Annotated in this window: 25 protein-coding genes; 12 read left to right on the forward strand and 13 right to left on the reverse strand. The window is 72.2% G+C overall.

The window, feature by feature from the left end:
• Positions 1–12 precede the first annotated feature (12 nt).
• On the forward strand, positions 13–1,140 hold the full coding sequence (gene corA / locus OIB37_RS09780) for a magnesium/cobalt transporter CorA (RefSeq protein ID WP_330457151.1): 1,128 nt from the start codon (positions 13–15) through the stop codon (positions 1,138–1,140).
• A 43-nt stretch (positions 1,141–1,183) separates the two neighbouring features.
• Here corA and OIB37_RS09785 read toward each other — a convergent pair whose 3' ends face one another.
• Positions 1,184–1,816: a uridine kinase gene (locus OIB37_RS09785; protein WP_330457152.1), complete on the reverse strand. Its 633-nt coding sequence runs from the start codon at positions 1,814–1,816 to the stop codon at positions 1,184–1,186.
• Between the two features lie 63 nt (positions 1,817–1,879).
• Here OIB37_RS09785 and OIB37_RS09790 point away from each other — a divergent pair, with 63 nt between their 5' ends.
• Both OIB37_RS09790 and OIB37_RS09795 read left to right on the forward strand, forming a co-directional pair.
• Positions 1,880–2,581, forward strand: coding sequence for a DUF2293 domain-containing protein (locus OIB37_RS09790; protein WP_330457153.1), 702 nt, complete (start codon positions 1,880–1,882; stop codon positions 2,579–2,581).
• A 466-nt stretch (positions 2,582–3,047) separates the two neighbouring features.
• Complete coding sequence (locus OIB37_RS09795; protein WP_330457154.1) at positions 3,048–4,535, forward strand: glutamate synthase subunit beta; 1,488 nt, start codon at positions 3,048–3,050, stop codon at positions 4,533–4,535.
• A gap of 42 nt (positions 4,536–4,577) precedes the next feature.
• Here the strand turns inward: OIB37_RS09795 and OIB37_RS09800 are convergent, their stop codons facing one another.
• On the reverse strand, positions 4,578–5,132 hold the full coding sequence (locus OIB37_RS09800; RefSeq protein ID WP_330457155.1) for a carboxymuconolactone decarboxylase family protein: 555 nt from the start codon (positions 5,130–5,132) through the stop codon (positions 4,578–4,580).
• A gap of 47 nt (positions 5,133–5,179) precedes the next feature.
• Here OIB37_RS09800 and pdxR point away from each other — a divergent pair, with 47 nt between their 5' ends.
• On the forward strand, positions 5,180–6,625 hold the full coding sequence (pdxR, locus tag OIB37_RS09805; protein ID WP_330457156.1) for a MocR-like pyridoxine biosynthesis transcription factor PdxR: 1,446 nt from the start codon (positions 5,180–5,182) through the stop codon (positions 6,623–6,625).
• 176 nt (positions 6,626–6,801) lie between these two features.
• Here the strand turns inward: pdxR and OIB37_RS09810 are convergent, their stop codons facing one another.
• Together OIB37_RS09810 and OIB37_RS09815 are read right to left on the reverse strand one after the other, a co-directional pair.
• Positions 6,802–7,056 carry a DUF397 domain-containing protein gene (locus OIB37_RS09810; protein ID WP_330457157.1) on the reverse strand — a complete coding sequence of 85 codons (255 nt, stop codon included), beginning with the start codon at positions 7,054–7,056 and terminating at the stop codon, positions 6,802–6,804.
• Positions 7,057–7,917 (reverse strand): helix-turn-helix domain-containing protein, encoded by an 861-nt coding sequence (locus OIB37_RS09815; RefSeq protein WP_330457158.1) that lies wholly within the window; start codon positions 7,915–7,917, stop codon positions 7,057–7,059.
• 217 nt (positions 7,918–8,134) lie between these two features.
• On the opposite strand from OIB37_RS09815, the gene OIB37_RS09820 reads away from it, so the two are divergent.
• The 3 genes from OIB37_RS09820 to OIB37_RS09830 all read left to right on the forward strand — a co-directional run bounded on the left by OIB37_RS09820 (position 8,135) and on the right by OIB37_RS09830 (position 11,663).
• The gene (locus OIB37_RS09820) at positions 8,135–8,938 is read left to right on the forward strand and encodes an ATP-binding protein (protein ID WP_330457159.1); all 804 of its coding nucleotides are present in this window, start codon (positions 8,135–8,137) and stop codon (positions 8,936–8,938) included.
• Between the two features lie 44 nt (positions 8,939–8,982).
• A complete protein-coding gene (locus tag OIB37_RS09825; RefSeq protein ID WP_330457160.1) occupies positions 8,983–9,387 on the forward strand; it encodes a hypothetical protein in 405 nt (134 codons plus the stop codon).
• A 329-nt stretch (positions 9,388–9,716) separates the two neighbouring features.
• Positions 9,717–11,663, forward strand: a complete 1,947-nt coding sequence (locus OIB37_RS09830; RefSeq protein WP_330457161.1) for an ABC transporter ATP-binding protein — start codon at positions 9,717–9,719, stop codon at positions 11,661–11,663.
• Between the two features lie 20 nt (positions 11,664–11,683).
• Here OIB37_RS09830 and OIB37_RS09835 read toward each other — a convergent pair whose 3' ends face one another.
• The 3 genes from OIB37_RS09835 to OIB37_RS09845 form a co-directional block, all read right to left on the reverse strand.
• Positions 11,684–11,860, reverse strand: coding sequence for a hypothetical protein (locus OIB37_RS09835; RefSeq protein WP_330457162.1), 177 nt, complete (start codon positions 11,858–11,860; stop codon positions 11,684–11,686).
• 122 nt (positions 11,861–11,982) lie between these two features.
• A complete protein-coding gene (locus OIB37_RS09840) occupies positions 11,983–12,627 on the reverse strand; it encodes a DUF899 domain-containing protein (RefSeq protein WP_330457163.1) in 645 nt (214 codons plus the stop codon).
• A gap of 267 nt (positions 12,628–12,894) precedes the next feature.
• Positions 12,895–13,668 carry a nucleotidyltransferase domain-containing protein gene (locus tag OIB37_RS09845; protein ID WP_330457164.1) on the reverse strand — a complete coding sequence of 258 codons (774 nt, stop codon included), beginning with the start codon at positions 13,666–13,668 and terminating at the stop codon, positions 12,895–12,897.
• A 186-nt stretch (positions 13,669–13,854) separates the two neighbouring features.
• Between OIB37_RS09845 and OIB37_RS09850 the strand changes: the two genes are divergently transcribed.
• On the forward strand, positions 13,855–14,268 hold the full coding sequence (locus tag OIB37_RS09850; RefSeq protein ID WP_330457165.1) for a RidA family protein: 414 nt from the start codon (positions 13,855–13,857) through the stop codon (positions 14,266–14,268).
• On the forward strand, positions 14,268–14,756 hold the full coding sequence (locus OIB37_RS09855; RefSeq protein ID WP_330457166.1) for a GNAT family N-acetyltransferase: 489 nt from the start codon (positions 14,268–14,270) through the stop codon (positions 14,754–14,756). The genes OIB37_RS09850 and OIB37_RS09855 overlap by 1 nt, the downstream gene beginning before the upstream one ends.
• A 15-nt stretch (positions 14,757–14,771) precedes the next feature.
• Here the strand turns inward: OIB37_RS09855 and OIB37_RS09860 are convergent, their stop codons facing one another.
• Positions 14,772–15,485 (reverse strand): uracil-DNA glycosylase, encoded by a 714-nt coding sequence (locus tag OIB37_RS09860; RefSeq protein ID WP_330457167.1) that lies wholly within the window; start codon positions 15,483–15,485, stop codon positions 14,772–14,774.
• 366 nt (positions 15,486–15,851) lie between these two features.
• Between OIB37_RS09860 and OIB37_RS09865 the strand changes: the two genes are divergently transcribed.
• Positions 15,852–16,361, forward strand: a complete 510-nt coding sequence (locus OIB37_RS09865; RefSeq protein WP_330461807.1) for an RNA-binding S4 domain-containing protein — start codon at positions 15,852–15,854, stop codon at positions 16,359–16,361.
• A gap of 259 nt (positions 16,362–16,620) precedes the next feature.
• Here the strand turns inward: OIB37_RS09865 and OIB37_RS09870 are convergent, their stop codons facing one another.
• Positions 16,621–17,313: a class I SAM-dependent methyltransferase gene (locus tag OIB37_RS09870; protein WP_330457168.1), complete on the reverse strand. Its 693-nt coding sequence runs from the start codon at positions 17,311–17,313 to the stop codon at positions 16,621–16,623.
• A gap of 418 nt (positions 17,314–17,731) precedes the next feature.
• Between OIB37_RS09870 and OIB37_RS09875 the strand changes: the two genes are divergently transcribed.
• Positions 17,732–18,028, forward strand: a complete 297-nt coding sequence (locus OIB37_RS09875) for a DUF6343 family protein (protein ID WP_330457169.1) — start codon at positions 17,732–17,734, stop codon at positions 18,026–18,028.
• 123 nt (positions 18,029–18,151) lie between these two features.
• Here OIB37_RS09875 and OIB37_RS09880 read toward each other — a convergent pair whose 3' ends face one another.
• The 4 genes from OIB37_RS09880 to rpsA all read right to left on the reverse strand — a co-directional run bounded on the left by OIB37_RS09880 (position 18,152) and on the right by rpsA (position 22,153).
• Positions 18,152–18,532 carry a tetratricopeptide repeat protein gene (locus OIB37_RS09880; protein WP_330457170.1) on the reverse strand — a complete coding sequence of 127 codons (381 nt, stop codon included), beginning with the start codon at positions 18,530–18,532 and terminating at the stop codon, positions 18,152–18,154.
• Between the two features lie 49 nt (positions 18,533–18,581).
• Complete coding sequence (gene coaE, locus OIB37_RS09885) at positions 18,582–19,220, reverse strand: dephospho-CoA kinase (protein WP_330457171.1); 639 nt, start codon at positions 19,218–19,220, stop codon at positions 18,582–18,584.
• A 212-nt stretch (positions 19,221–19,432) separates the two neighbouring features.
• Positions 19,433–20,371 (reverse strand): PAC2 family protein, encoded by a 939-nt coding sequence (locus OIB37_RS09890; protein ID WP_330457172.1) that lies wholly within the window; start codon positions 20,369–20,371, stop codon positions 19,433–19,435.
• 282 nt (positions 20,372–20,653) lie between these two features.
• Positions 20,654–22,153, reverse strand: coding sequence for a 30S ribosomal protein S1 (gene rpsA, locus OIB37_RS09895; RefSeq protein WP_330457173.1), 1,500 nt, complete (start codon positions 22,151–22,153; stop codon positions 20,654–20,656).
• 388 nt (positions 22,154–22,541) lie between these two features.
• Here rpsA and OIB37_RS09900 point away from each other — a divergent pair, with 388 nt between their 5' ends.
• Complete coding sequence (locus OIB37_RS09900; RefSeq protein WP_443058259.1) at positions 22,542–23,369, forward strand: class I SAM-dependent methyltransferase; 828 nt, start codon at positions 22,542–22,544, stop codon at positions 23,367–23,369.
• Positions 23,370–23,518: the final 149 nt, after the last annotated feature.

Genomic DNA, 23,518 nt, shown 5'->3' on the forward strand with positions numbered 1-23,518 from the left:
GAGGAGACCCAGATGTCCATGGCAGGGAATCTGCGGAAGGTCACGGGACTGCGCAGGGTCGGCGGCCTGCGCAGAGTGGCGCGGCTTGGCCGACGGCGGCCGCGCGTGGACCTGAGTCATCCCGCCAGGTCGCCGCTGGGCTCCTCGGTGGTGAACTGCGTGACGTACCGGGACGGTGTCCGGGTGCCGGGCAGCGCGGACCTGGTGGACGCCGTACGGTCGGTGCGCAAGAACGGCGAGGGGTTCGTCTGGCTGGGGCTGCACGAGCCGACGGACCGCGAGTTCGCCGGAATCGCCGAGCTGTTCGACCTGCACCCACTGGCGGTGGAGGACGCGGTCGAGGCCCATCAGCGGCCGAAGCTGGAGCGGTACGGGGAGACGCTCTTCGCGGTGTTCAAGACCGTCTGTTACGTGGAGCACGAACAGCTGACGGCGACGAGCGAGGTGGTGGACACCGGCGAGATCATGGTGTTCGTCGGCGAGGACTTCGTCATCACGGTCCGGCACGGGCGGCACGGTTCACTGGGCCCGCTGCGCGAGGAACTGGAAGCGGAGCCGCGGCAGCTCGCGAAGGGGCCGGCGACGGTGCTGCACGCGATCGCGGACCATGTCGTGGACGACTATCTGAGTGTCACGGACGCGGTGCAGGCCGACATAGACCAGGTCGAGACGGACGTGTTCTCGGAGAGCGGCGCACGGACCGATCCCGGGCGGATCTACCAGCTGAAGCGGGAACTGCTGGAGCTGAAGCGGGCGGTGGTGCCGCTCGCACGGCCGGTGGAGGACCTGGCCACCGAGAAGATACGTGTGATCGACCCGGAGATACGGGCCTACTTCAGGGACGTGCTGGACCATCTGATGCGGGCCAAGGAGCAGATCGCCGCGTTCGACGAACTGCTCAACTCCATATTGCAGGCACACCTCGCGCAGGTGACGGTCGCTCAGAACGAGGACATGCGGAAGATCACGGCATGGGCGGCGGTGATCGCGGTGCCGACGATGGTCTGCGGCGTCTACGGCATGAACTTCGATCACATGCCCGAGCTGCACTGGCGGTTCGGCTATGCGCTCGTCATGGGCGTGATGGCGCTGTCCTGTGTCGCGCTCTACCGGGGCTTCCGGCGCAACGGCTGGCTCTGACGCCCGTCACCGCGCGCGTCCGGGAGGACCCCGGCCGTTCGGCTCACCCCCGCCAGGCGGGGTGCCGTGGGTCGTCGGCGCGAACGAGGACGTCGGCGGTGGCGGCCGGGTCGGTCTCGGACTCGTAGCGCTCGAAGGCGGGGAGGATCCAGTGGTCGCTCTCCGGGGTACGGCGGCGCAGGGCGCCCGGGGAGAGGAGGACGTGGACGGTCAGGTCGAAGGGGAACCAGTGCCGCATGAGCAGGGGGCCGTGCAGCAACAGCACTCCGCCCGGCGGGAGTCGGACGTAGGCGCTGCGGGTGGCGCGGTCGGTGACCGGATCCCACAGGTCGGGAAGGACGCGGCCGTCACCCCCGGGATCCAGCGGGCCGAAGACCTCACGCCATAGGGCGCTCGTGTCGAACCAGCCTCCGTAGTACGACTCCACGTCCCGTCGTCCGTGTTCCAGACGGAGCGAGGCAGGACGCAGGAAGTCCTCCGTGTCCACGACGAGCGAGGGCCTGCCGCGCACCCGCAGCGCCTCGGCGACCCGCTCGGCCAGATCTCCCGGCTGCGCGGCCGGCGCCCCGTCGAAAGCCACCCGGGGCCACGCGCCGCCGTCCGCCGGCTCCAGCCCGAGCAGCCGGTCGGCAAGCTGCTCGGCGAGCCGGTCCCAGGTGATCGCTTCGAGTCGCACAGGCCCATGATGCCGGGTGGTGCGCGGCGGTGGGCAGGGGCGGGGAAGGGGAATGAACCGCTTATGACTCGTCCTGTGGCTCCCCTCTCCCCCGGCGGGCCTGTCGTCGTGCAGCCGCTGCGGCGCAAGCGGTGCGCCGGGTGCCGGCGAGGGCCGCTGTCGCTGCTGATGCTGGAGGAGGGAGCGCCGCGCTGCCTGGACTGCGCCGATCTGGGGCATCTGGTGTTCCTGCCGCGCGGCGATGCCGCGCTGACGCGGAGAGCGCGGGAGGAGAGCGCGCTGTCGGCGGTGGTGGTGCGCTACAACCGGCGCAGAAGCAGGTACGAGCGGCAGGGCCTGCTCGTGGAGGAGGCCGCGCTGACGCGGGCCGAGGAGCGGTGTCTGGCGGACGCGGAGGCACGGAACCGGCGGCGGGCCCGGGACGCGAAGCGCAGGGCCGCGGAGGACGAGCGCTTCGCGGACGCGTTCACGGCGGAGATCGGGCGGCTGTTTCCCGGCTGCCCTGCCGGGCGGGCCCGGGAGATCGCGGCGCACGCGTCCGTGCGGGGCAGCGGGCGGGTCGGGCGCAGCGCGGACGGGCGGGCGCTGTCCGAGGGGGCCGTGACCTCGGCGGTCATGGCCTCCGTACGGCATCTGGACACGCAGTACGACCAGCTGCTGATGAGCGGCATGTCCCGGCACGAGGCGCGGCGGCGGATCGCCGGAGCGGTGGAGGGCGTGATGCGGGGGTGGGGGTGGCGGGAGGAGGTGGCTGACACCGGCTGAGGGGACGTCGGTCCCGGGCGGGCGGCCTTACGGCACCGCTGGACACCGCCGGCACGGCCAGCACCGCGGCACCACCGGCACCGCCGGGGCCGCCGGGGCCGCCGGGGCCGCCGGGGCCGGCCTGGGCCGCCGGGGCCCCGTGGCCGCCCAGGAGCGTGCCGGGGCCGCCCCAGAAGGGGGCGGGGGCCTGTCCGGCCTGTCCCGGGGCGGCGGGGGAGCATGTCCGGCCCCGCGGCCGCGGGAAGCCTCGTGGCAGGGCCCGGGTCGCCGCTCTGCGGGGCTGTCGGTGGCGACGTATCGTGGCCGAAAGCGTGCCCACTGAGTCGAAGGAATGCCTGCACAGTGTCGTGAGACTGCCGGATGTGTGCCGGCCGCGCACCGGGAGCGGGCCGGGACGTGCCGTCCGAGGAGGCGCGGCTCGGCGTACACCCGGTGGCCCCGGTCTGCGTACGCGAGGAAGACGACCATGGCCGATCCGAAGGGCTTCATGCGCACGCCGCGCCAGGAGTGGCCGCGGCGGCCCGTCGAGGAGCGGGTCCGGGACTGGGCCGAGGTGTACGTCCCGGGCGCGCTGCTGCCCGTCATCAGCGCGCAGGCCGACCGGTGCATGGACTGCGGCATCCCCTTCTGCCACGACGCGTGCCCGCTGGGCAATCTGATCCCCGAGTGGAACGACCTGGTCTCCCGTGAGGACTGGCGGGCGGCGAGCGAACGGCTGCACGCCACGAACAACTTCCCCGAGTTCACCGGCAGGCTGTGCCCGGCGCCCTGCGAGGCGGGATGTGTGCTCGCGATCAACCAGCCGGCCGTCACCATCAAGAACGTCGAGTGCGCGATCGCCGACCGGGCCTGGGAGGAGGGGTTCACCCCGCCGTGCCCGCCGGAGCGGCTGTCCGGGAAGACCGTCGCGGTGATCGGCTCGGGGCCGGCCGGGCTCGCCGCCGCGCAGCAGCTGACGCGGGCCGGGCACACGGTCGCCGTGTACGAGAGGGACGACCGGCTCGGCGGACTGATGCGGTACGGCATCCCCGAGTTCAAGATGGAGAAGCGGCATCTGGAGCGCCGGCTGGAGCAGATGCGGGCCGAGGGGACCAGGTTCCGTACGTCGACGGTGGTCGGGCGGGACATCCCGGCGGCCGAGCTGCGGACACGGTACGACGCCGTGGTCGTCGCCACGGGCGCCACGGCGTGGCGGGAACTTCCGGTGCCTGGCCGGGAGTTGTCCGGGATACACCAGGCGATGGAGTACCTGCCGCTGGCCAACCGGGTGCGCGAGGGGGATCTGGAGGTCTCTCCGCTGTCCGCGGCGGGCAAGCATGTGGTGATCGTGGGGGGCGGCGACACCGGCGCCGACTGTCTGGGTACGGCGGTGCGGGACGGGGCCGCGTCCGTCACCCAGCTGGACATCTACGCGCAACCGGGTGCCGCGCGCGACGAGGACGCCGAGCCGTGGCCGACGTATCCGAAGATCTACCGGCTGTCGGCCGCGCACGAGGAGGCGCGGGATCTGCGGAGCGCCCCGGCGGCGGACGCGGACGCGCGGCTGTTCGCCGCCTCCACGCTCCGCTTCGCCGGGGACGGCGCCGGGCACGTACGGTCGCTGCACCTCGTCGAGGTCGACGAGCTACGGCAGCCGCTGCCGGGCACCGGGCGCATGATCCCGGCCGACCTCGTCCTGCTCGCCCTCGGCTTCTCGGGCCCCGACCGCGAGGACGGGCTCATCGATCAGCTGGGACTGGAACTGGAGCCCCGCGGCACGCTCGCCCGGGACGGCGGCTTCGCGACCAACGTGCCGGGGGTGTTCGCGGCCGGGGACGCGGCCCGCGGCCAGTCGCTCATCGTGTGGGCCGTCGCGGAGGGGCGGGCGGTCGCGGCTGCCGTCGACCGCTATCTGACGGGCAGTTCGTGGTTGCCGGCGCCGATATCGCCGTACGACCGCCCGATGGCCGTGTAGGAACCGCCCCTCACTTCGACCACCCCTCACTTCGACCGCCGGTCACTTCGCCCGCTGGTCCGTCCCCGCGACCTTGCCCGTGGCCAGGGCCACCCTGTTCCACGTGTTGATGGTGAGGATCAGGGCGAGGACGTGGGCGAGTTCCTCCTCGTCGAACCAGGCGGCGGCCTCGGCGTAGACGGTGTCGGGTACGCCTCCGTCGGCGACGAGGGTGACCGCCTCGGTCAGGGCGAGGGCCGCCTGCTCCTTCGGGGTGAAGAAGTGCCGCGCCTCCCGCCATACGGCGACCATGTGCAGCCGGTCCTCGCTCTCGCCGGCCCTGCGGGCGTCGTTGGTGTGCATGTGGAGGCAGTAGGCGCAGTGGTTGAGGTGCGAGGCACGGATCTGGATCAGCTCGACGAGGTCCGGGGCGAGGCCCGTGCGGGCGGCGGCGTCGAAGCCGATGAGGGCGCGGAAGGCCTTGGGGGCGGACTTCGCGAAGTCCAGGCGGGTGCGGGCCTCCCCGGCAGGGGCGCCGGGGGCCGCGGAGGGGACCTCCGAGGCGGTCGTCGAGGGGGCGGTGGTGTGCGCGGTGCCGGTCGTCTTCGTCGTCGTCATGCAGGTAAACCTACGAGCCCGAAAGACCGTCGGTAGGGTGCATTTCCATGGCGGAATCATGGGTCAATCCGGCGGAGCGTATCGGTGCCGACCTGCATCTGGAGCTGTCGGGGCCGGGCGGGCGGCGGGCGGCGCTGATCCGGGCGCTGCGGGAGGCCGTGCGCGGTGGCCGCCTGGCGCCCGGTACCCGGCTGCCGCCGTACCGCTCGCTCGCCGCCGACCTGGGGCTGGCCCGCAACACGGTCGCCGACGCGTACGCGGAGCTGGTCGCGGAGGGCTGGCTGAGCGCACGGCAGGGGTCGGGCACGCGGGTGGCCGACCGCGCACGGCCGCTGCCGGCCGCCGAGAGGGTGCCCGGAAAGATGTCCGGGCAGGTGTCCGGGAAGGTGCCTCCGCGCGTGCGTACGGCGCGGCACGACCTGCGGCAGGGTACGCCGGACGCGTCGGCGTTCCCGCGGACGGCCTGGTCGGCCTCGTACCGCAGGGCGTTGCAGGCGGCGCCGAACGAGGCGTTCGGACCCGGGGATCCCGCCGGGCGCCACGAGCTGCGCGAGGCACTCACCGAGTACCTCGCCCGCACGCGTGGGGTGCGCAGCACGGCCGACCGGATCGTCGTCTGCTCCGGCTTCGCGCACGCGCTGCGGCTGCTGTTCGGGCAGGGCGGCGCGGGTGTGCTGCGCGGTCCGCTGGCCGTCGAGGCGTACGGGCTGGGGTTCCACCGGGAGCTGCTCGCGGCGGCGGGCACACGGACCGTACCGCTGCCGCTGGACGAGCACGGGGCACGCGTGGCCGGGCTGGGGCGGGAGCGGGCGGTGCTGCTCACTCCCGCGCACCAGTTCCCGACCGGGGGGCCGCTGCATCCGGAGCGGCGGGCGGCGGTGATCGACTGGGCACGCGCGCGTGGGGCGGTGGTTCTGGAGGACGACTACGACGGCGAGTTCCGCTACGACCGCAGACCCGTCGGCGCACTCCAGGGGCTCGACCCCGAGCGGGTGATCCACATCGGCTCGGTCAGCAAGAGCCTGTCACCGGCGCTGCGGCTGGGCTGGATGGTACTGCCGCAGCGGTACGTCGGCCCCGTGCTCGCGGCCAAGGGAGAGCGGGAGGGGTGGGCGAGCGGACCGGATCAGCTCGCGCTCGCCGACTTCTTGGTCTCGGGGTCGTACGACCGCCATGTGCGGCGCATGCGGCAGCGTTACCGGAGCCGCCGTGACCGGCTGGTCGCGGCGCTCGCCGCGCACGCGCCGCACGTCGAGGTGACCGGCATCGCGGCCGGGCTGCACGCGGTGCTGCGGCTGCCGGCCGGCACCGAGCGGTCCGTGCTGAAGGCGGCCGCCTGGCAGGGCGTCGCCCTGGACGGACTCGCCGCGTTCCGGCATCCGGAGACCGGGATGCCTGCGGCCGACGGTCTGGTGGTCGGGTACGCGACGCCCGCGGAGCACGCCTTCGAGGCGGCTCTGGAGGCGTTGTGCGGGGTCCTGCCGCCGGGGTGAGTGCCGGGGCACGGGACTCTTGCGATGCGGCACGGACGCCGGAGGGCGGCACGGACACGTGCCGCCCTCCGGGAGCGAGCGGCTCTCCGGGAGTGCAGGGGGTGGTCGCTGTGGCGGGGGGATCAAGTCGGTTCCGGGCGGGGCAAGTCGGGACACGCAGTAAAAACAAGGGTCGATCAGGACAGCAGGAAGTCGGCCTCCCCCGCCTTCGCGCCCTGGATGAAGGCGGTCATCTCGTCCGTGGTGTAGATCAGCGCCGGGCCGTCCGGATCGGTCGACTGGCGCAGGGCTATCCGTCCGTCGGCCAGCTTCATCGCCTCCAGGCAGTTGCCGCCGTTGCCGCCGCTCCAGGGCTTGTGCCACCCTTCGCTGCCCAACTCCCGTGCGGGCATGCCGTTGTAGACGCGGTCACGCGCCTTGATGAGGTCCATTCACAGCTCCTTGCGGAGATCCCGCAGGATCTCCTTCGTGCGTTGTGCCGTGGCGGCCTGCGCCGCCATGCGGTCCATGACCTCCAGGTGGGTCGCCACCTCGGAGCGCGCGTCCAGGTAGACGGCGCCGGTCAGGTACTCGCTGTAGACCATGTCCGGAAGTTCCGGCATGGCGAATCGGAACAGCACGAAGGGCCCGTACGTCCCCGGGTGGGGGCCGTTGGCGAACGGGGCCACCTGGAGCGTCACATGGGGCAGCTTCGTGGCGTCGAGCAGCTTGTCGATCTGCGCGCGCATCACCTCCGGGCCGCCGACCGGGCGGCGCAGGGCGGTCTCGTCCATGACCACCCAGAAACGGGGGGCGTCGGAACGGGTGAGCAGTGCCTGGCGCCGCATGCGCAGGTCGACATGGCGCTCGATGTCGTCGGGGCTCGTCTGGCCGATGGCGCCCGACTTGAGCACACCGCGCGCGTAGTCCTCGGTCTGCAGCAGTCCGGGCACGAAGTGCGGCTCGTAGGAGCGGATGAGTGCGGCCGCTCCCTCCAGGCTGACGTACATCGAGAACCAGCCGGGCAGGATGTCGTGGAAGCGCTGCCACCAGCCCGGCCTGTTGGCCTCCTCGGCCAGCCGCACGAAGAGGTCGGCCTCGTCGTCGGGAACGTCGTAGGTCTTCAGCAGCAGTTGGAGGTAGGGGATCTTGAGGGCGACCTCGGCCATCTCCATGCGGCGGACGGTGGCGGGGGCGACCCGGAGGACGCGCGCGGCCTCCTCTCGCTTCAGGCCGGCGCGCTCCCGTAGGTCCAGCAGGCGCCGACCGAGGACGACCTGGCCCACGGTCGGCGCGGACCGCGGTTCGCTCACGCTCCCACCTCCGACAGAAGAAATCCCGTTGCGGCCAAGGAGGTCCCGCTCCGGCCGAAGCATCCCCACAGCCCTGCGGCGCCGTTCGAAGACCACTTCACCGACCCGGTCCGGATCGGTGACGGTCCCAATTGGCGCCGCTCTGGGTGCTGTTGCGAGCAGTGTGCCACGGCCTTTGACCGAGTCACACAACACTCTGCATTTTTCAGAGTGACACTTGCCAAGTGTTCATGGCACCGAGATAGTGGCAAGCGTGATTCCGTCCGCGCCCTTAGGAACAGACGTCGCCGCAGACCGTCTCGGTCTCGGCGCCGATGGGGTTCCCCCCGCTCGCACATGTCCGAGCGCGGGGGGAGGAGAAGTGCCCGGTGTGGGCGCCGCAGAGCGCCGGTTCCGGTTCGAGCTGGCCGTGCATCCGGGTACCCCGGCACAGGCGAGACGCCTGACGCGCGCCCGGCTGACCGAGTGGTCGGTGTGCGACGAGACCTGCGACGACACGGTCCTGGTCGTCTGCGAGCTGGTCACCAACGTGGTGGTGCACACCGCGAGCAGTCGCGTGGTGTGCGAACTGCGCGAACAGGACGGCACGGTGCGCGTGGCCGTACGCGACGAGGGCTGTGCGTCCGACGCCCCCCACCCCTACCCACAGCGTCCCGACGAGGAGCACGGGAGGGGGTTGCTCCTCGTCGGCACGCTGTGCCGGGCCTGGGGAATCCACGAGGACGGCCCGGGTCTGCTGATATGGGCCGAGCTGCCCCACCGGACGGAGGGAGCCCAGGACACCGCCGGGCACCACGACACCGCCACCGGGCACCACGACGGCCTCGGCACACCCGACGGTCTCGGCGCACCCGGCGGTCTCGGCGCACCCGGCGACCTCCACGCGTCCGACGGCCTCGGCTGCCGTAACGATCTCGGCTGGGGCACCCGCCCCAAGCCCGGCACGTCGGGCGACCAGGACGAGAGCGTGCCGCCGAAGCCCCGGAACGGGTCGGTTCCGGCGCCGCGGGGTCGCGGATGAGGGCCCGGGTGAACGGCGCCGACGATTCCGCCCGGTCACTGGGCATGAACACACTCGTACACCTCGGGCGGATGCGGCCGGCGCCGGAGCCGGATCGGGAACCGGCTCACCGGCTGTCCGTGCCCGAGGGCATGACGGCCCCGCTCGGCTGCGACGCCGTGGCCGTGCCGGCCCTGATCGGACAGATGATCGTCCCGCGGCTGCCGCGGGTGGGGTGCGTGTACGCCGACGGCACGCGCTGGTGGTGGATCGTTCCGGCGGACTCCGACTACGCCCTCCCCTGGCCGGCCCCCGCCCACTACACCCCCGGCGCCCTGGTCCCGCACGCCGCCCGGCTGATCCACCGCCCCGAGGGCACGATCCCCTACACCCCGCCGATCCCCCTGTACCTGGCCCTGTGCCGGGTGACGGGCACGAACCCGGACTGGTCCCGGCCCGTCCCGGCGTAGCCACCGCGCCCGGTCCGGCGCAGCCACCGCGGCCAGGTCCGGCGCGGAAGGCACCGGACGCCTGGCGCGGACACCCGGTACCGCTCCAGGACGGGTTCCACCGCACCTCCGTACTCCCGCGCCTCCGTACCCCCGCGCCTCCGTACCCCCGCGTCCCTGTACCCCGCGCCTCCGTACCCCCGCACCGCGCACCTTCGCGCCTCCGCACCCTTCCGCTTCGCCGTCCGCACCCCTTTCACGCCCCCGGCACCCCCTCGCGCGCCCTGCCCCCGCCGCCGTCCCGCCCGGGATAGTGGCCGTTTGGTCCTGTCCCGGGGAGGAGGTGCGCGGTGCGCAAGAGGCGGGGGGCGGCCGGCCCCGAGGTCTCGGAGTCGGAGCGGCTGCTGTTCGGGGGGCAGCTGCGGTACGACATGGGATGGAACGAGCACTCCGAAGCGTTTCTGGAGCTGAGCTTCCGGGCGATGATGGCGCGGCTGCCCGGCATGCTGGCGTCCAGCCTCCGGCTGGCCCGGCAGGCGGACCCACGGGCCGCGCGTACGGTGCTGGTCGCCGAGGTGGGCCGGGGCGTGGCGCAGGCGGTGAGCCTGCTGGCCGTGAACAGCGCGCTGGGCCGGCTGCTCGGCGGGGCGGACGTCGAACAGCGGCTGCGAGCCGCCGTACCGGCTCTGGTGGTCATGGCCGCCGTCCTGCTGGTCGCGGCGCTGCTGCGGGCCGCCTCGACCTACGCCACCGGGCGGCTCGAACCCAAGGTGGAACGGGTCGCGACCGAGCTGTACCTGGAACGTGCGTCGAATGTCGAGCTGTCCGCGATCGAGGACCACGCCTTCCACAAGCTGCTGGACACCGCGCAGTACGGAGCCCAGTCCGCGCGCCGGATGATCTCGTACAGCGCCCGCGTGATCAACGCGATGATCTCGCTGATCACGGCGGCCGGCGTCCTGACCGTGCTGCATCCCGCGCTGCTGCCGCTGCTGGTCACCATGACGCTGCCGAGCGCCTGGAGCGCCCTGACCAACGCCCGGCGCCGGTACGAGTCCTTCCACACATGGGTGCAGCACGCCCGGGCCGGGCATCTGATCGGCAGTCTGCTCACCGAGCCGGGTGCGGCGCCGGAGATCCGGGTGCACGGCGTCGGACCCTTCCTGCTGCGGCACTACCGGGCCATGTCGGAGACGGCGGAGGCGGAGCAGGCGCGGCTGTCCCGGCTGGCCGCCCGGACCGGCCTGATCGCGGCCACCTGGACCGGCGTCGCGACGCTCGCCACGTACGCCACGCTGGGCGCGCTGCTGCTGGGCGGCACGATGGCCCTGTCGGTGGCCGGTACGGCGGTCATCGCGATCCGCACGGGATCGGCGAGCCTCGACACGCTGGTCCTGGAGATCAACCAGTTGCACGAGGAGGCCCTGTTCGTGGGTGATCTGCAGCGGCTGTACGGGGAGGCGGCCGAGCGGGCGATCCCGGTCGGCGGCGAACCCCTGCCCGAGGACCCCAAGGAGATCCGGTTCGAGAACGTCACCTTCAGCTATCCGGGGGACGCCGCCCGCCCCGCGCTGGACGACGTGAGCCTCTCCCTGCCGCTCGGCCGGATCATCGCGCTCGTCGGCGAGAACGGCTCGGGCAAGACCACCCTGGTCAAGCTGCTCGCCGGGCTGTACACACCGGACCGCGGGCGGATCCACTGGGACGGCGTCGACGCCGCGACCGCGGACCGGCGGATGCTCGCCGAGCGCATCGCGATGGTGGCGCAGGACTTCAAGCGGTGGCCGTTCACCGCCCGGGTGAACGTGGCCGTCGGCCGCTCGTCCGCTCCCCTGACCGAGGAACGACTGGCCGCGGCGGTGGTGGAGGCGGGGGCCGAGGAGGTGGTGGCGGACCTTCCGCGCGGCCTGGACACGCTGCTGGCCCGCAACTTCAGCGGCGGACACGAGCTGTCCGGCGGCCAGTGGCAGCGCCTCGGCATCGCGCGGGCCGCCTACCGGCGCGGGCACATCCTGATCGTGGACGAGCCGACGGCGGCGCTGGACGCGCGGGCCGAGCTGGAGGTGTTCGAGAAGATCAGGGCGCTGGCGGCCAACGGCCAGACCGTCGTCCTGATCACCCATCGGCTCGCCTCGGTCCGCCACGCCGACCTGGTGCACGTGCTGGAGCAGGGGCGGCTGGTGGAGTCCGGGACACCGGAGGAGCTGCTGGCCAAGGGCGGCGTCTACGCGGAGCTGTACGCGCTGCAGGCGGAACAGTTCACGGCGCCGGTGCCGGCCCCCAAACCGGCGGCCTGAGCGGCCCGGCCCCACTCCCCTCAGTCGGCGGAGTCATGACCGCGCACGATCACGAGGAAGGTGTCCGTCGCGAGGTCCATCACGACCTCGGCGGGCAGTCCTTCGAGCCGCCGCGCTCGCGCGAACTCCTCCGCGGGCCATGATCCCCGCGGGCCACCGGCGGGAAAGCGGCCGAGCACGGTTCGCCCGTTCACCATCTCGCACCTCCAGAAGGCGTCGTACTTATTGGAGTTAACGCCTGGGAGGAGGGAACGGCTCGCTCAGTGACGCGACTGAGACATGGTCGACACCTTTGGCGGCAGGACCGGCACGTTCCGTATCAGTCCTCGTACTCGTCGTGATGGCGAAGCCGGTCGCTGCCGTGCGGACGCCGCCCGAGGGCCGTCAGGTCGAGCAGACCCCCGATGGTGCCGAGTCCGTCCAGTCCTTCGTCGTACACCGAATAGGTGTGGAAGATCCGGTCGCGCTCCCGGAGGAAGCAGCTGAGGCCCGGGCGCTCGACCGGGTCCCCGGCCCGGTCCACGGTCGCCTCGAAGTCGCGGTTGAAGTCGCTGTGGCAGGAGGAGTACCAGGGCACCGCCCAGCCCATCCGCGCCTTGAACGGCAGGATGCGGGTGAACGGCGCCCGGGAGACGGCCGCGAAGGAGGTGTTGCGGGCCCGCAGGTGGGCGAGGTGGCCCACCTGGTCGAGGAAGGCCGAGCAGCACGGGCAGCCGGCCTCCCACTCGGGCGCGAACATGAAGTGGTGGACGACGAGCTGGGCACGGTCCTCGAAGAGGTCGCGCAGGGTGGCCTTTCCGTCGCCGCCCTCGAAGACGTACTCCGGGTCGACCTCGACCATGGGCAGCCGTCGCCGCTCGGCACTGAGCGCCGCTCGCGCGCTGCTGACCGCCTCCTCCTTGCGCTGCAACTCCTCGCGCGCCGCCCGCCACTGCTCGCGCGAGACGATCTCCGGAAGCGACATGGGCCCTCCTGTACGACGGTCGGTTCAAGGTGCTGACCGCCACCGCGCGCGGAACTCATCGGCGCGCGCCGAGTTTTTTTCCGCGCCACCGCGGAGTCGGCGCCGAACAGGGTGCGAAGCCGGTGCCGAGCAGGCTGCGGAGCCGGTGCGAAGCCGGTGCCGAGCAGGCCGCGGAGCCGGTGCGAAGCCGGTGCCGGGCCGCCACCGGACCGCCGTCGAACCGCTGTCGAACCGCCGTCGACCGACGCCCAGCCGCTCGACGGGGGCTCAGCGCGCGGACTCCAGGCCCAGGCCCAGTACCTCCTCCGCTTCCTCCAGGGCATGCGTCAATGCCTTCGGCTCCGGTCGCAACGCGCCCACCACCGTGTCGATCCCCCGCAGCCCGGCGCGCTCCAGCAGCCGCTTCTCGTTCGTCACCCACTCCCCGCGCGCCGCCAGCACCGCGTGACCGGCCTGCGCGGCAGCAAGGGCCATGGCGCCGGCGACCTCGGTGAGACGGGCGTGCGGGGCGTGGTTGGCCTTGGCGTAGGACAGGGTCGCGCGGGCGATGCCGGCCCAGCGCTCGGCGGCGCTGCGGCGCAACGCGTCGGGGTAGGCGGCGGGACGGGGCAGCCGGCCGCGCAGCACCTGGTTGACGGCCAGTTCCGCCACGACCAAGTAGCTGGGAATCCCGGCGAGATGGAAGAGGAGCGGCTCCACCCGGAACCGCCCCTGCCCCGCCTCGGCCAGTTCGCGCTCCACGACGTCGAGGTCCCGGTAGTGCACGTCGACCCGCCGCCCGTCGATGGTCAGCCACGCCCCGCCGTTGAACACACCGCCGCCCCAGGCGCCGACCTCGCAGACCTCGCCCTCCCAGCCGATCGCGCGCAGGTCGTCGGGGTCGAAGGGGCCGCGGTAGTAGACCGCCAGGTCCCAGTCGCTGTCGGGGGTGTGCGTGCCCTGGGCCCGGGACCCGCCGAGGGCCACGGCCCGGACCGTGGGGAGGGCGGCCAGCCGGTCGGCCGTGGTGGAGAGGAACTCGGAGTCGGAAAGAGCGGACATGGCGATCCTTCCAGGAAGCACGAGCGGCCGGTGCCGGGAACCTGGGCCCGGCCGGACGGCACTCCTTCCGACGGGTAGGCCGAGGTGGCGTCCGGGCTCCGGAGGGTACAGCGAAAATCGGGTGCGCCGGTCCGGAGCGGCCCCGGATGATGGGGAGGTTGACCACCCTTCACTCCAGGAGCCGCCGTGATCAAGCGAGTTACCGTGCCCGGACTCTTTCCGCCACCCACGTACTCCCACGCCTCCCTCGTCGAAGCGGGCACGAAGCTCGCGTTTCTCGCGGGGGCCGTGCCCTTGGACGAGAAGGGCGAGCTGGTCGGAGCGGGAGATCCGGTGCGGCAGGCCGAGCAGGTGATCGGCAATCTGCGGGAGCAACTGCACGCCGTCGGCAGCGCCTTGGAGCATGTGGTGTCGACCGAGGTGTATGTGGTGAGCGGCGAGACCTCCGTGCTGTCGGCGGTGTGGGAGGTGGTCGAGTCCTCGGGGCTGAGCCGTGGGCCGCACTCGTCCACCCTGCTCGGGGTCTCCTGCCTCGGCTACACCGGCCAGTTGGTGGAGATCACGGCGACGGCCGTGGTGCCGGAGCCGGAGGTCGCGTGATGACGGCCCCTGTCGTTCTGCGCCGGGCGGTGGCGGCGGACGCTCGCGCGGCCGCCGACGTCTGGCTGCGGTCCTTCGCCGCCGCGCTGCCCACAGTCGTCCGGCCACGCTCGGACGACGAGGTGCGGGACTACATCCGGGACGTGGTCGTCCCCCTGCGGGAGACCTGGGTCGCCGAGACCGAGAACGAGACCGAGAGCGAGAGCGGGGGCGGGGGCGGGGGCGGGATCGTCGGCTTGATGGTCCTCGACGGGGACCTTCTGTCCCAGCTGTACCTGGACCCCGGCTGGCGGGGGCGCGGCCTCGGCGACCGGTTCGTCGCGCTGGCCAAGGAGCGCAGTCCCGGCGGGCTGTCCCTGTGGACCTTCCAGGTCAACAAGCCCGCCCACCGGTTCTACGAGCGGCACGGCTTCACGGCCGTCGAGTTCACCGACGGCAGCGGCAACGAGGAACGGGAGCCGGACGTGCGGTACGTGTGGCGGCCCTGACCCGACGGCGCGTACTCACGGCCGCCGTGTCCGCTGGTCCAGCCCGGCCGCGTCCGCTGCCGTGCGCAGCACCTCGCGCAGCATCCCGGGGGTGAGCCGGCCGGTGAAGGTGTTGCGCTGGCTGACGTGGAAGCAGCCGAAGACGTCCAGACCGTCGAGTACGACCCGGGCTCCGTGGGCGAAGGCCGGGCGAGGGCGGGGAACGTTCCAGCCCGCCTCGGTGAACGCGGGCATAGCGGCCTGCCAGCCGAAAGCGCCCAGGATCACGGCGGCCCTGAGGGTCGGGCGCAGCAGCTCCAGTTCCGTCACCAGCCAGGGGCGGCAGGTGTCGCGTTCGCCCGGGGTGGGCTTGTTGGCGGGCGGGGCACAGTGCACGGGGGCGGTGACGCGGACACCGTACAGTTCCAGGCCGTCGTCGGCGCTGGCGGAGGTGGGCTGCGAGGCCAGCCCCACGTCGTACAACGCCTGGTAGAGCACGTCTCCGGAGCGGTCTCCGGTGAACATGCGGCCGGTGCGGTTGCCGCCGTGCGCGGCGGGCGCCAGCCCGATGATCACCAGGCGGGCGTCGGCCGGCCCGAAGCCGGGCACCGGCCGCCCCCAGTACGTCCACTCGGCGAACGCCGCGCGCTTGGTGCGGGCCACCTCCTCGCGCCACTCCACGAGCCGGGGACAGGCCCGGCAGCCCGCGATGCGCCGGTCGAGCCGGGCCAGGCCGCTGCTGTCGTCCATACGGCCACCGTATGCCGGGGCCGATGGGGCGGGCGCCCGGTGAGGGTCCGGACGGCGCCCCTCCTGCCCCACCGGAAATCGCGTCCCGGTCCATCACCTCCAGGAGTTAGGGTCGGCACTATGGCTCTGGCTTCCGAAGACGCGGACGAGAACGCGCACCGCCACACCGGCGGCCCGGTCGAGACGGCCCCCACCGGACATCCCGAGGATTCCGCGCCTGCCGGGGCCCGGAACGGCACCCCGCCCACGTCGAGGCCCGACGCCTCCTCCGTGTCGCAGACGGACGCCCAGCCCGAAGCCCAGGCCGCCCCCCGTCCGGACGGCCGGCCGGACGAACAGTCGCTCGACCCGCAGATCGCCGCCGCCATGGCCGCGGCAGAGGCCGCCGGACCGGCAGCCGGCGCGACGGTCCGGATCGACAGCTGGATCTGGGCCGTACGCCTGATCAAGACCCGCTCCCAGGGCGCCACCGCCTGCCGGGGCGGCCACGTCCACGTCAACGGCGAGCGCGTGAAGCCCGCCTACTCCGTGCGCGTCGGCGACGAGGTCCGTCTGCGGAACGAGGGCCGGGAACGCGTCGTGATCGTCAAGCGCCTGATCCGCAAGCGGGTCGGCGCCCCAGTGGCCGCCCAGTGCTACGTCGACAACTCCCCTCCGCCCCCGCCCCGCGAGTCCGTGGCCCCGGCCGGTCTCCGCGACCCCGGCACCGGCCGCCCCACCAAGCGCGACCGCCGCGAGATGGAACGACTGCGCGGGATGGCGGGCCTGGGCGGCCCAGGGGGACCTGGCGGACCGAGCGGACCAGGCGGACCGGGCAGGCGCGGCGGATCAGGTGGAGCCGGCCGAGCCGACCGGCCAAGCGGCCCCGGCCAGTGACCTGAGTCGGAGATCTTCCGGTGGTTCGCAAGTCTCGCCCTGCTCGCCGCCGGTCCGGCTTCACCCTGGCCGCACAAGCCCGGCCACACAGCCCGGCCGCACGGTACTGCCCACAGAGCTCGCAGCCCGCAGCCCGCTCCGCACAGCCCCGGGTGACTGAACCGGCGTCCCGCAACGCTCCGCCCGCGCCGGGGAATCACGGTTGCCGTCACCGAGGCAGCCCGCCGAGCCCAGCCGGTCCCGTGGAGACCATCGACTCTCAGGCCACAGGCACCGCCTTCACCCAGATCCCGTCCGGGGTCAGATACGTGTCCACCTCCAGTCCTGCTTCCTCCAGCGCGGCCTCGAACTGTTGCTTGGTCAGGGCGCGGCTCCGGAAGGTCTGGGACCAGGACGCGTCCGGGAACTCGTACTCGGCGCGCACCGCGTCGACTCCGTCACCGACAGGTTCCGCGGACACGATCCGCACGGTGAAGCCGCTCGGGTCGACCCGTTCCCTCGGGACGTTCGTGTGGTAGTCCGCGCCCTCCCGCTGGATGAGGACGCAGCCGCCCTTCGCCACGTGCCGGGCGCAGGTGCGCAGCATGCCCCGGCGCACCTCGACGTCTCCGGCGTGCACGAGGAACGACGCGAGCATCACCACGTCGAACTGCTCGTCCAGGGCCAGGTCTTCGATCGGGCCGCGTATCGTGCGCGCCCCGCGTACGCGGCTGAGCATCTCGGCGGACTCGTCCACCGCCGTGACCGTGAAGCCGCGTTCCAGCAGGGCGTGGGTCACCCGGCCCACCCCGCTGCCCAGCTCCAGGACGTGCGCCCCCGCGGGCACTGCCGCGGCGATGACGTCCGGCTCGTCGCCCACCGGCAGCCTCGCGTACAGCTCGACCGCGCAGCCGTCCGGAGTGATCGAACCGGGTCCTGTTCCTTCGTATCCCTCACGCATCTCGACCGTCATGCCCGAACAACGGGCGCCATCCGTACGCGAGTTCCCCTCCCGCCCGGGTTCACACGTTCGAGCGAATCACCCCGCGACGGGAACCGACCGCGCCAGGGGTCTTCGCGTGCCCAGGTCATCACCCGTGCCGTGCGCCGCAGGGCGACCAGTTCGTCGATGTCCTCGTGCGGTACCGCCAGGTCGAGAAACAGCTCGCGCAGATCGTCGGCGTCCGGGGCCAGTACGAGTCCGATCCGGGTCCGGCCCGGTCCGGGTCCGGTCCGGGTCCGGGTCCGGGTCCGGGTCCGGGTCCGGGTCCGGGTCCGGGTCCGGGTCCGGGTCCGGGTCCGGGTCCGGCAGTACCGCGCGCCCCCTTCGGCGCACGGCGTTGGTGAACGTCCCGGCCGGAGAGTACGTTGCAAGGAGGAGTGGTGGTCCTATGCGTACGGGCAGTGAACCGGCGACCGCGCGCAGTGCGCTGCGGGCACGCTTGTGGCTGAGCGTCTGGGGAGTGGCCTGGGCGATCTTCGGCACGGCGGCTTTCGCGCTCACCGGGCACCTGGGCTGGGCGATCGCGTGCGGTGTGCTGTGGGTGGTGGTCACCGTCGACATGACGATGATCCTCAGGCACCTCCGGCAGGGGCCGCACTACCAGCCGGGCCGCGACATACCGCCGTACCGCCCGCCGGACAGCGGGCCGCCCTTCCGGCGGCCACCACGCCACCGCCACCCCTGAACGGCACACCCCCGACCGGCCCCCAGGAACCCCCAGCGACCGGGAATCCCCCGCGCTCAGGCGTCCCAGTACGCAGGCATCCCCAACTCTCAGACATCCCCAACGCTCAGGAATCCCCAACGCTCAGGAGTCGAAGCGGGCCGCCTTCAGGTACTGCGGGTTGGGGTCGAGCGCGGCGGCCAGCCGGAAGTGACGCTTCGCCTGGACGCCCCGGCCCTGCCGCTCGTAGGTGCGGGCGAGCGCGAAGTGCGCGAAGGCGTTGTCCGGCTCGCGCTCCAGCACGATGGTGAACTCCAGCTCGGCAGGCCGCAGTTGAGCAGCCGCGAAGAAGGCTCGCGCGCGCAGCAGGCGAGCCGCGGTGTTCTCGGGGTACGCGGCGATGACTTCGTCGAGCAGCTTCACCGCGCCCCGCGGGTCCCGCGCGTTGAGCAGTTGCTCGGCGGCGCGGAAGTCGATGACATGCGTCTCCGGAGTACGTCCGGTCGATCCGCTGGTCTCGGGCACGGCAGAGTCCTTCCCTCGCTGCCGCGCTCCAACGCCCCGACGGGGCCCGCTATTCCGGGCCGGCCCCGTCGGGATTCCCGCCGGCTCCCGACTCGTGCGCCTGGCGCGCGAGGTCGTCCCACACCTGCGCCACGCGCTTCTTCAGGGCGTCCAGAGGTACGTCGTTGTCGATCACGATGTCGGCGATCCGCACGCGCTGTTCGCGGGTCGCCTGTGCGGCCATGCGCGCGCGTGCGTCGGCCTCCGTCATCCCGCGCAGCCGGACCAGCCGGTCGAGCTGGGTCCCGGGACCGGCGTCGACGACGATCACGAGGTCGTACAGCGGCGCCAGGCCGTTCTCGGTGAGGAGCGGCACGTCGTGGACCACGACGGCGTCGGCGGCCGCCGCGCTCTCCAGTTCGCGGGAGCGGGCGCCCACGAGGGGGTGCACGATCGCGTTGAGGGTGGCGAGCTTCGCGGGGTCGGCGAACACGATGGAGCCGAGCTTCGGCCGGTCCAGGCTGCCGTCGGGGGCGAGGACCTCCTGGCCGAAGGCCTCGACTACGGCGGCGAGACCGGGCGTTCCGGGCTCGACGACCTCGCGCGCGATGCGGTCCGCGTCGATCAGCACGGCCCCGTGCTCGACGAGCAGCCGCGACACCTCGCTCTTGCCGGCGCCGATGCCGCCGGTCAGGCCCACTTTCAGCATGAGCGGAAGCTTAGGCCCTGCCATCGACAGGGCCGCCCCCGGCTCCCAGAGCACTCAGGGGCGCCACTCGGGGATCTCCGGGCGCCACTCGCAAAGCCTCGGGCGCCGCGCGGAAACTCCGGACACGACGCGAAAGCCCTCCGGAGGCGCCGCGCGGGATCTCCAGACACGGCGCGGAACCCATCCGGGGGGCGCCACGCGGCGGCCGGGTCCTAGCTCTCGCCCTCTCGCTCCGCGAGGAACCGCTCGAACTCGCGCCCGATCTCGTCGGCGGACGGAATGTCGACCGGTTCGGCGAGCATGTTGCCCCGGGTCTCGGCGCCGGCGGCCGCGTCGTACTGGTGCTCCAGACCCTGGACGAGCGCGGTCAGTTCCTCGTCGCCCTCCTGGATCTGCCGGTCGATCTCCGTCTGCGTGCGGTGTGCTTCCGTGCGCAGCGCGTGGGCGATGCCGGGAAGGACGAGTCCGGTGGCGGCCGTGATGGCCTCCACGGCGGTCAGCGCGGCATCCGGGTACGCGGAGCGGGCGATGTAGTGGGGCACGTGCGCGGCGACGCCGAGGACGTCGTGGCCGGCGTCGATGAGACGGTATTCGAGCAGCGAGGCCGCGCTGCCGGGCACCTGCGCCTCGTCGAAGAGGCTGCTGTGGCCGGGGACGAGGTCGGTGCGGTTGCCGTGCGGGGTGAGGCCCACGGGGCGGGTGTGCGGAACGCCCATGGGGATGCCGTGGAAGTTCACGGACATGCGTACGCCGAGCCGTTCCACGATCTGCCGTACGGCCGCCGCGAACCGCTCCCACTCGACGTCCGGTTCGGGGCCGGACAGCAGCAGGAAGGGCGCGCCGGTGGCGTCCTGGACGAGGCGGACCTCGATGGAGGGCACCTCGTAGTCGGCCCAGCGGTCGCGCTTGAACGTCAGCAGCGGGCGGCGGGCTCGGTAGTCGACGAGCCGGTCGTGGTCGAAACGGGCCACGACCTGGTGGGGCAGTGAGTCGAGGAGCCGCTCGACGATCTGGTCGCCGGTCTCGCCCGCGTCGATGTATCCGTCGAAGTGGTAGAGCATGACCAGACCGGCCGACTCCTGGGCGAGCGCCATGTCGACGACTGCCAGCCCCTTCGGCTCCCATGCGTACAAACCCTGCGGATCAAGCACTGTGACCGCCCCTCCTCGTGTTCGTACAGCACAACACGCCCCGAGACACGAGCATTCCCGCCCCCGTTGACACTCTGTCAGCGGCCCCGCCGAAACGGGGAAGGGATCACTTCCCCGCCCGGCCCGCACCAACCTCTTCAGGGGCGTGGGGAACCGCGCGAGCGGCCCGGAGGCGAGCCGCACTCGAAGGGTGGCGGAAAGCGTCCGGAAAACACCTGAGGGGCCGCACCTCGAAAGGTGCGGCCCCTGCAGGGACTACCGGCTAAGCCCAAGGGCTAGCGATCAGCTCTGGCCGCCGGCCAGCTTCTCGCGCAGCGCGGCCAGCGCCTCGTCCGAGGCGAGGGCACCAGAGGTGTCCGCACCCTCGGAGGAGTACGAACCGCCACCGCCACCGGCAGCGGCCGGGGCAGCAGCCTCGCCGCCCTCGGCGGCAGCGGCCTCGTCGGCCTCGCGGGACTTGATGACCTGAGCCTGGTGCTGCTCGAAGCGCGTCTGCGCCTCGGCGTACTGGCCCTCCCACGCCTCGCGCTGGGTCTCGTAGCCCTCGAGCCAGTCGTTGGTCTCGGGGTCGAAGCCCTCGGGGTAGATGTAGTTGCCCTGGTCGTCGTAGGACGCGGCCATGCCGTACAGGGTCGGGTCGAACTCGACCGAGGCCGGGTCGGCACCGAAGGACTCGTTGGCCTGCTTCAGCGAGAGGCTGATGCGACGACGCTCGAGGTCGATGTCGATGACCTTGACGAAGATCTCGTCGTTGACCTGGACGACCTGCTCCGGGATCTCCACGTGGCGCTCGGCCAGCTCGGAGATGTGGACCAGACCCTCGATGCCCTCGTCCACGCGGACGAACGCACCGAACGGAACCAGCTTGGTGACCTTACCCGGGACGACCTGACCGATCTGGTGGGTCCGGGCGAACTGCTGCCACGGGTCTTCCTGCGTCGCCTTCAGCGACAGGGAGACACGCTCGCGGTCCATGTCGACGTCGAGGACCTCGACGGTGACTTCCTGGCCGACCTCGACAACCTCGGACGGGTGGTCGATGTGCTTCCAGGACAGCTCGGAGACGTGCACCAGACCGTCGACGCCACCCAGGTCCACGAAGGCACCGAAGTTGACGATCGAGGAGACGACGCCGGAGCGGACCTGACCCTTCTGGAGGGTCGTGAGGAACGTCTGGCGAACCTCGGACTGGGTCTGCTCCAGCCAGGCACGGCGGGACAGGACCACGTTGTTGCGGTTCTTGTCCAGCTCGATGATCTTGGCCTCGAGCTCCTTGCCCACGTAGGGCTGGAGGTCGCGGACACGGCGCATCTCGACGAGGGAAGCCGGCAGGAAGCCACGGAGGCCGATGTCGAGGATGAGACCACCCTTGACAACCTCGATGACGGTACCGGTGACGATGCCGTCCTCTTCCTTGATCTTCTCGATGGTGCCCCAGGCGCGCTCGTACTGGGCGCGCTTCTTCGAGAGGATCAGGCGGCCTTCCTTGTCCTCCTTCTGGAGAACCAGGGCCTCGATCTCGTCGCCGACCTTGACGACCTCGTTCGGGTCGACGTCGTGCTTGATCGAGAGCTCGCGGCTCGGGATGACACCTTCGGTCTTGTAACCGATGTCGAGCAGGACCTCGTCCCGGTCGACCTTCACGATGACGCCGTCGACGATGTCGCCGTCGTTGAAGTACTTGATCGTCTCGTCGATCGCGGCGAGGAAGGCTTCCTCGTTACCGATGTCGTTGACCGCAACCTGCGGGGTGGTGGCGGTGGTCTCGGTGCTGCTCGTCATGTGGAAAAGGGCTCCGGTACGGACATTGAAGTCGTAGGCACAACTCACGCCAGGAACCCGTTTCGCACTGATGAAGCCGGACAGCCAAGGAAGCGCCACACCTACGAGCACCAAGTGCCCTGTGGCGCCTCGAAAACCGAGGGGACATACAACAGATGCGAGCACAGCCTGCTAGGTCTGAGGTGCGCAGGCTCGCAGCGCAACTTGTAGCATACGGGGGCAGCCGGGCAGGGTCAATGCGCGAAGGCGCACACCCCGGGCGGATCACCGCATACCCGGCACAAGAAATGTCCCAACAGGCCGCGCAGGACTGCGAAACCCCTTCTTTGAGACGCGTTTCCTGACACGCGCCCGGCGGGATGCACGGAAGAGTACGACGAGGGAGCCCATCATCCAAGAGCCGGAGCAGCTCGACCCTGAGGGGATCGAGCCCGAAGCCACCCGACGTGACGCCGGGATCGCGGAGAGCAGCCGCGCCAACCGGGGCTGGTGGGACCGCAACGCGGACGAGTACCAGGTCGAGCACGGCACCTTCCTCGGTGACGACCGCTTCGTGTGGGGCCCGGAGGGCCTGGACGAGGTGGAGGCCGAGCTGCTCGGCCCGATCGAGGAGCTGAAGGGCAAGGACGTCCTGGAGATCGGCGCGGGTGCGGCCCAGTGCGCGCGCTGGCTGGCCGCCCAGGGTGCCCGGCCGGTGGCCCTGGACCTCTCGCACCGCCAGCTCCAGCACGCGCTGCGGATCGGCGGATCGTTCCCCCTCGTCTGTGCCGACGCGGGCGCGCTGCCCTTCGCGGACGGTTCCTTCGACCTGGTCTGCTCGGCCTACGGGGCGCTGCCCTTCGTCGCGGACCCGCGGCTGGTGCTGCGCGAGGTGCGGCGGGTGCTGCGGCCGGGCGGGCGGTTCGTCTTCTCGGTGACCCACCCGATCCGCTGGGCGCTCCCCGACGAGCCCGGCCCGGAGGGGCTGACGGTGGTGTCGTCGTACTTCGACCGCACCCCCTACGTCGAGCAGGACGAGCAGGGGAACGCGGTGTACGTCGAACACCACCGCACCGTCGGTGACCGTGTCCGGGACGTCGTCGCCTCGGGCCTGCGGCTGGTGGACCTGGTGGAACCGGAGTGGCCGGCCTGGAACACCTCGGAGTGGGGTGGCTGGTCCCCGCTGCGCGGCAACCTGATCCCCGGCACGGCGATCTTCGTCTGCGAGCGGGACTGAGAGCTCCCTTCTTATGCGCGCCCGTGCGCGCGTGCCTTGTGCGCGCGCACGGGCGCGCACGGCGTGGCCCGGCCACGCGTGGCCCGGCCTCGCGTGGCCCGGCCTCGCGTGAGCCCGCGCGCGTGCGGGGCCGTGCCCGCCGTCGTACG

Source organism: Streptomyces sp. NBC_00820, assembly GCF_036347055.1.
Classification (GTDB): domain Bacteria; phylum Actinomycetota; class Actinomycetes; order Streptomycetales; family Streptomycetaceae; genus Streptomyces.